7 protein-coding genes and 3 pseudogenes are annotated in these 5819 nt (G+C 69.3%); 4 read left to right on the top strand and 6 right to left on the bottom strand.

Annotated elements, in window-relative coordinates:
- The coding region (locus ACWEN3_RS39500; protein ID WP_452981471.1) for an SDR family NAD(P)-dependent oxidoreductase at positions 1-224 on the bottom strand (224 nt) is incomplete at its 3' end.
- A 676-nt stretch (positions 225-900) separates the two neighbouring features.
- On the opposite strand from ACWEN3_RS39500, the gene ACWEN3_RS39495 reads away from it, so the two are divergent.
- The 3 genes and pseudogenes from ACWEN3_RS39495 to ACWEN3_RS39485 form a co-directional block, all read left to right on the top strand.
- On the top strand, positions 901-1146 hold the full coding sequence (locus ACWEN3_RS39495; protein ID WP_452981468.1) for a hypothetical protein: 246 nt from the start codon (positions 901-903) through the stop codon (positions 1144-1146).
- Positions 1143-1844, top strand: a complete 702-nt coding sequence (locus tag ACWEN3_RS39490; protein WP_452981465.1) for a GPR1/FUN34/YaaH family transporter — start codon at positions 1143-1145, stop codon at positions 1842-1844. The genes ACWEN3_RS39495 and ACWEN3_RS39490 overlap by 4 nt, the downstream gene beginning before the upstream one ends.
- 65 nt (positions 1845-1909) lie before the next feature.
- Positions 1910-2082 (top strand): annotated as a pseudogene (locus tag ACWEN3_RS39485) (transposase); the annotation flags it as partial.
- A gap of 140 nt (positions 2083-2222) precedes the next feature.
- Here ACWEN3_RS39485 and ACWEN3_RS39480 read toward each other — a convergent pair.
- The 4 genes and pseudogenes from ACWEN3_RS39480 to ACWEN3_RS39465 all read right to left on the bottom strand — a co-directional run bounded on the left by ACWEN3_RS39480 (position 2223) and on the right by ACWEN3_RS39465 (position 4071).
- Positions 2223-3056, bottom strand: coding sequence for a S41 family peptidase (locus ACWEN3_RS39480; protein ID WP_452981463.1), 834 nt, complete (start codon positions 3054-3056; stop codon positions 2223-2225).
- 250 nt (positions 3057-3306) lie between these two features.
- A pseudogene (locus ACWEN3_RS39475) lies at positions 3307-3556 on the bottom strand (transposase); the annotation flags it as partial.
- A gap of 7 nt (positions 3557-3563) precedes the next feature.
- Positions 3564-3716 (bottom strand): annotated as a pseudogene (locus ACWEN3_RS39470) (helix-turn-helix domain-containing protein); the annotation flags it as partial.
- A gap of 22 nt (positions 3717-3738) precedes the next feature.
- Positions 3739-4071: a hypothetical protein gene (locus ACWEN3_RS39465; RefSeq protein ID WP_452981460.1), complete on the bottom strand. Its 333-nt coding sequence runs from the start codon at positions 4069-4071 to the stop codon at positions 3739-3741.
- 696 nt (positions 4072-4767) lie between these two features.
- On the opposite strand from ACWEN3_RS39465, the gene ACWEN3_RS39460 reads away from it, so the two are divergent.
- On the top strand, positions 4768-5307 hold the full coding sequence (locus tag ACWEN3_RS39460; protein WP_452981457.1) for an ATP-binding protein: 540 nt from the start codon (positions 4768-4770) through the stop codon (positions 5305-5307).
- 240 nt (positions 5308-5547) lie between these two features.
- On the opposite strand, the gene ACWEN3_RS39455 is transcribed toward ACWEN3_RS39460, so the two are convergent.
- Positions 5548-5819 (bottom strand): hypothetical protein (locus ACWEN3_RS39455; RefSeq protein WP_452981473.1); only part of this gene is annotated, 272 nt, incomplete at its 5' end.

Raw genomic sequence — 5819 nt, 5'->3', positions numbered from 1 at the left:
TTCACTCTGGGCCCGACCCCGGGGGCCGCGGCCGCCGCGGCGACCTCATCCGGCCTGGTGACGTCCAGACGCAGCGCGGAGAGGACCCCGTCGCTCACGCTCGCCGGGTCGCGTACACCGGCGTAGACCTTGGCCGCTCCCCGGTCGATCAGCGCGCGAGCGAAGGCACGGCCGATGCCACGATTGGCCCCCGTCACCAGGGCAACCGATCCCTTGATCTCCATCGCGCTTCCTTCCCGCTGAGGCCCGCCGAGCAGAGCAGGCATCGGACGAGGGGGGATCCTGCTATCGGACGGCTCGGCTCAGCTCGATTCACGGTGTGGCAGGCCCATGTCCATGCGCGGACTTACGCAGAGGGAGCATCATCCGCCTGAAACCGGGTCTGGAATCTCGGCTGCATTTCGGGCCGACACCGGGCCGCCGGACAGGCCGTCGCCACGCAGCTTTCCACGGAAAACAGTTCCTCCACCAGCCTGCACCGGACAGCGCCGCTCTGCATGGGAGAGGCGGTTTGTGTCCGTGTTCCGTTCCGGAATGCCCTCCCCTGCGCCGTCGCCCTGTCGTGGGCCATCGGTACTCGAATCGCAGCTTGGCCGCTGCCGGGTCGCCGACGCGGCTGTCGGCAGAGCGGCGGCGAAAGCCGTCGACGCGTTACGCGGCTCTCGGCAGGGGCACTGGGAAAGGCGTCCGGGCCGGGCTCGCCTCGAAGCATCCCGGCCAGAGCAGCGAAAAAGGGCCGAGCGCTATGAAGGCTGTTGTCTACCTCGGACCGTTCGATGTCGCCACGCAGGACGTGCCGGATCCACAGATCGAGAAACCCCTGGACGCGATCATCCGCATTACGACGTCCAATATCTACGGCTCCGACCTGCACCTTCCGGACCGCCTGCCGGCCGAAGAGTGGCCATCCTGGCCGGGCAAGGCGTCGAGCAGACCGAACTCGTCCAGCCACGCCAGGTCGTCAGCGACGCCGGCGCCACCACCGTCCTGCTGTCGTTGGAGGACGGCCGTGTGGACGGCCGCGTCCAGACCGTGGAGCGGGCCATGGCCTTCGTCCGGGCCTTCGCGGAGTCAGGCAAGCGGACCGGTGCCACCTGCCACGACCCATGGACGCGCCGCAGCTCTCGGATGAGAAGCAGATCATGAGCGAGCCAAGAAGCACTCGCCCCCCGGCGCTCCCGCCCGACCCCAGGGCAGCCAGGGTCGTCGTCCGGCCCTACGGCAATCCGCTGCCGCTGGGATTCTTCTCCTTCGGCATCGGCATGGCGCTGCTGGCCGGCATCGGGCTGGGCCTGATCACCGGTGAGCAGGTCCGTGCCGCCGGGATCCTGCTGGCCGTCTTCGTCTGCCCGCTGGAGTTCCTCGCCGCGGTGATGGCCTTCCTGACCCGCGACACCGGAGCGGCCACCGCGCTCGGGCTGTTCGCCACTTCCTGGGCGGGTCTCGGCGCGCTGCACATCGTCGCGCCCTCGCAGCGCACGAGCGTCGCTGTCGGCATGTACCTGTGCGCGTTCGCCCTGATGCTCATTCCGCTGGCGGCGGTCGCCTTCCTCGGCAAGACGCTGCTCGGCGCGGTCCTCACGGTCTCGATCCTGCGGGCGGTCCTCGCGGCCGCCTACCAGCTCGGCGCGCCCGAAGCCCTGGAACTGGCCAACGCGGCGGCCGCGTTGCTCCTGGTCGCGCTCGCTCTGTACTCCGGCACGGCCTTCCTCGTCGAGGACGTCCGCCAGCACACGGTCCTGCCCATCCTGCGCCGCGGCGACGCCCGGCGGGCCATCGAAGACGATCTGGGTGACCAGCACACCCGTCTGCCCAAGGAGCCGGGCATCCGCAGGCAGTTGTGACCGGCCCTTCGCGGTCTGGTGACGCTCGATGTGTTCGCGGTGGGTGCGGCGGCGGTGCCCCGGGTGTGCACGTGCCGCGCCGGGATCAGCGGCGGTGGGGCGAGGTCATCTGCGGGGTTTGATGCCGGACGGCCGGCGGAAGTCGATTCAGCCGATGGCCGAGCGGCTGCCGGACGGCAACATGCAGGCTGTGCAGCAGTTCGTGAACCTGTCGCCTTGGGATCCGCTCTCAGAGCGGTTCGATCAGCCGTGAAGGCGGCGCAGGCACAGATTTCTCCAGTGGTCACAGAGCGTCGCAACTCCATGATCACGGCACCTGTACCTGCCCCATCCGCCCCCAACCTCCCCACTGCTTATCTGCAAAGCGTCGAACGCTGCTCAGCCGATCCGCGTGCGCAGGTGCTCCAGCGCCGCTTTCAGCGCGTCCCCGGCCGCGACGGCCAGGTCGGGCTCGACACCGACGCCTTCCCAGTTGGTGCCGGTGACCGGGTTGATCGAGCGGGCGGCGGGAACGGTCACGGTAACGTGCGGGGTGACCGGAATACGGTCCGTGGGGTGGGCGCCACCGCGGGTGGTCTGGCCGATCAAGGTGGCGCGTCCCAGCACCTTCAGGTTGTACGCCAGCTCCTCTCCGCCGGAGAAGGTGAGGTCGCTGGTCAGCACGGTGACCGGGCGGTCCAGGTAGCGCGGTGCGGCGAGGTGCCCGAGGGTCCAGTACTGGCGGGTCAAGCCAGTGGCCCGCGCGTAGATGTCGCTCAGGTGTACCCCGTCGTCAGCGAAGAAGTAGCTGCACCACAACTGCACGCCCTCAGGTGAGCCGCCCCGACACTGCCGCAGGTCGATGACCAATGCCTCGGTGGGAGCGAGCAGTTGCATGGCGGCAGCGATCGCGGGACCACCCGGATCGGCGGGGGCGATCATGCGCAGGTCGAGGTAGCCGATGTTGTCGTCGAGCTGCTCGACCCGCCGGATGCCGTAGTTGTTCTCCCTGGCGTACTGCGCGAAACGGGCGCGAGCGACGTCCTCCGGCTCCTCGTCCATCGACTGCGGCTCCTCGTCCCACAACAACCGCAAATGCTTGTCCGGACAGACATTCTGGAGGTCGTCAGTGACTCGCTCGCACAGCTCCCGCACGTCCAGGTCCTGATATGCGCCTTCGTCCAGCCGACGCCGGATCGCCGCGTCGATGGCAGCCGTCTTTTCGGGGAACACGTAACCAGCGGTGATCTGGGCCAGCGCGGCTTCGAGTATCTCGTGATGAGTCGTCATGCGCGCGATGGTAGGTCCGGGTCGAACGGGTGCCCAACGGATTTCACGGCCGCTTCTTCACGTGCTCCGCTCACCGACTTCCTCGGCGATGCGACCACTCAGCACCGGACGCTGTGCGACGGCACGGTGGAGACCGCCCGCCTCATCCGGACCGCCTACCTGCGCAACCTCTTGGAGAGCATCTGATCAGCGTTCACGCTGGTGTGAGTGGGATGTCCGTTTCGATTCGCCAGGTTGGTGTGGATCTCTCCGGTCAGTTCGCGGGACATTTTGTTAGCCATCGCCCAGTGGATCATCGTGCGGGATCTTTGCGGCAGGGCTTCGTAGTCGCGCGCCAGACCACGGTGCTGCATCAGCCAGCCGAAGGTCCGCTCGATCACCCACCACTTCGGCAGCGGCTCGAACCCCTTCGTCCGCGGCCGCTGCACCACCTCCACATCGATGGGAGGTGCGCCGCTGCAGAGCGAGCGCCGGCCCGAGGTGATCGACGATGCGGTCCGCAGCCGAATTCAACACCCCGAACAACGGAGCCAGCTGCCGCAGGGTGAGGTTCGTGCGCCAGTACGCGGCGACCAGCAGGATCCGGTCCTCCAGCAGCAGAGTGATCACAACAGTCACTGCGTGATCATTTCCCTGGTTCTCCCTGCTCGAAGGCGATGCGGCAGCGTTCAACCTGCTCGGACACGTTCTCCATGAACCAGCGCATGATCTCGTAGGGTATGACGTGCTCGTCGTGGCTGTGGATACGAACCGTCGGCTCCAGGTCCGGATCCTCGTCGGGTATCACCGCCACCAGGAAGGCAGCACCCGGCAGGCGTGTCTCGGCGTTGGGGATCTCAGCCCACGCGGCCGGCGCCGGGACGGCCTCGCTCAGCTCCACACACCAGGCGTCGTCCGGCAAGGCGTAGTGGAACTGGATGGCATAGTGACGACCCGCATGAACACGCAGCTCTGGCATGTCCGCAGGCTGTCACAGCCCCGCGTCGGAGTCCCGCGAGATCCCGCTCAGCACCTGGCGCGGGCGTCGGCAAGCCTTTGCCGGCCCGCGGGTGCTGCCCGGTGGGTGCGGCGGGCTGTCAGGCGCGGGCGGCCGGCGACGTGACCTTCTCGTGGTTGCCCGCCTCGGTGATCACCACCCCGGCGTAGGAGCCGTCGCATCGACGGCGTGCCGTTCAAACCGGCCGACGGCTGTGGTGCCGTGACCGGTGCGCATACCGCCGGTATACCGCCGCTCTCCCCGTCGCGTGCAGTGTGTGGGCCGGACGCCGTGGTGGGACCGCCGCCCGGTGAACGCCAGTCGGGAGGGCCTCGATGTGTGGAAGCGCAGGGGCGAACGTCCTTCGCCCCGGATGCCGGGGATCTACGACGACGGGCCCTCAAGTCGGTGCTCGCCGCTTTTGCACCGTACCGGGGTGTGAAAGCGCCGATCGCACAATTGCGCGCGGTTCGCGGGCAGCGGTTGGAAGTCGGACGTCGGTGAGGCTCCCACGCCTGGGCGCCCCGAGACGTCGTGCCGCCGACCGGTCGAGCACGACCCGGACGGGCTCGACGCCGGCTGCGCGCGCACACTCGGGCAGAAGGGCCCGCCATGGTATACCTTCATGATCCGCACCGCCGCGCAGTTCCTCCTGAACTACAGTCGCGCGGCAGGCAGTTGCCTCGGCAGCGGCCGCCCGCGCCGTATGCCCGCGACGAGCCGGAGCCGCCGGCGCCGCTCGACGTACGCGCCGGCGCACAGGTGGCCGACGACCGCAGTTTCGTGTGCTCCGACTGCAACCTGGGCTTCGGCCGGCAAGTGCACCTCCATCTGCGGTCGGCGGCGGCCGAGGTGGCAAGGGCACGCGCCTTGGTCGGAGCGGCCCTGACCTCGTGGGGCTGCCCGCCGGGGGTCGTGGACGACGGCCGGCTACTCGTCAGCGAGTTGCTCGCGAACGCGGTCAAACACGCACCCGGCACTCGGATCACGCTGGAACTGATGCAGATCGGTGACCGCCTGCTGGTGGAGGTCACGGACGGGTCCATGGCACAGCCCGTCGTCCGTCAGGCGGATCCCCAGGAAGAGCAGGGCCGGGGGATGTTCCTGGTACAGGCGATCGCTTCCGCCTGGGGTGCGCACCGGGACCGCCGCGGTCGCAAGACCACCTGGTGCACGCTCGCCGTCGACGGGCGCGGCACGGCGCCGCCCCCTCGATGAGCCGCGCACCGGCCGGGCGGCCGCGTCGCGGCTCGGCACCGATCGCGTCGATCTCGAGGCGATCTGCGATACACGCGGAGAGAAGGACACGTCCGCGAGCAAGCGAGAGGACCTCCGCAGGCCGTGCGGGCAACGCCCGGGCCGGCTGCGGTGGTCGGGTGGGCCGGCAGCACCCGAGGGAGGATCAGTGAACGGCGTGGGTGAAAGCACGGGCCGGAGCGCCTCTGTGCTCGAACACAGTCACCTGTACGGGTGGGAGGTGCACCAGGTCTGCGACAGCAGGCACCAGCCGGGTCCGTGCGGGACGTGCACGACCGAGCAGAGCGCGCGGGTCTGCATCGAGGCGGCCCTGTGCGCCGGGGCCCGGCCGGGCGTGCATTCCTGGGGGCTGCTCAGCCTGGTTCCGGCGGCGCCGCGACGGCCGAGGTCGTCGAGGCCCGGGACGCCGATCGCCCAGGCCGCGCGGGCGAGACGGTCCGGCGCACCTTCGCCATGGCCGGCAAGATGAAGGC

The organism is Streptomyces sp. NPDC004561 (assembly GCF_053602155.1).
Note: the sequence above shows the minus strand (reverse complement) of the source record. Positions and strands in the feature narration are given on the sequence as shown.

Coding starts and splice junctions, on each gene's coding strand:
- ACWEN3_RS39465 (WP_452981460.1), bottom strand. CDS start 4,071: ATGCCAGAGCTGCGTGTTCATGCGGGTCGTCACTATGCCATCCAGTTC.
- ACWEN3_RS39490 (WP_452981465.1), top strand. CDS start 1,143: ATGAGCGAGCCAAGAAGCACTCGCCCCCCGGCGCTCCCGCCCGACCCC.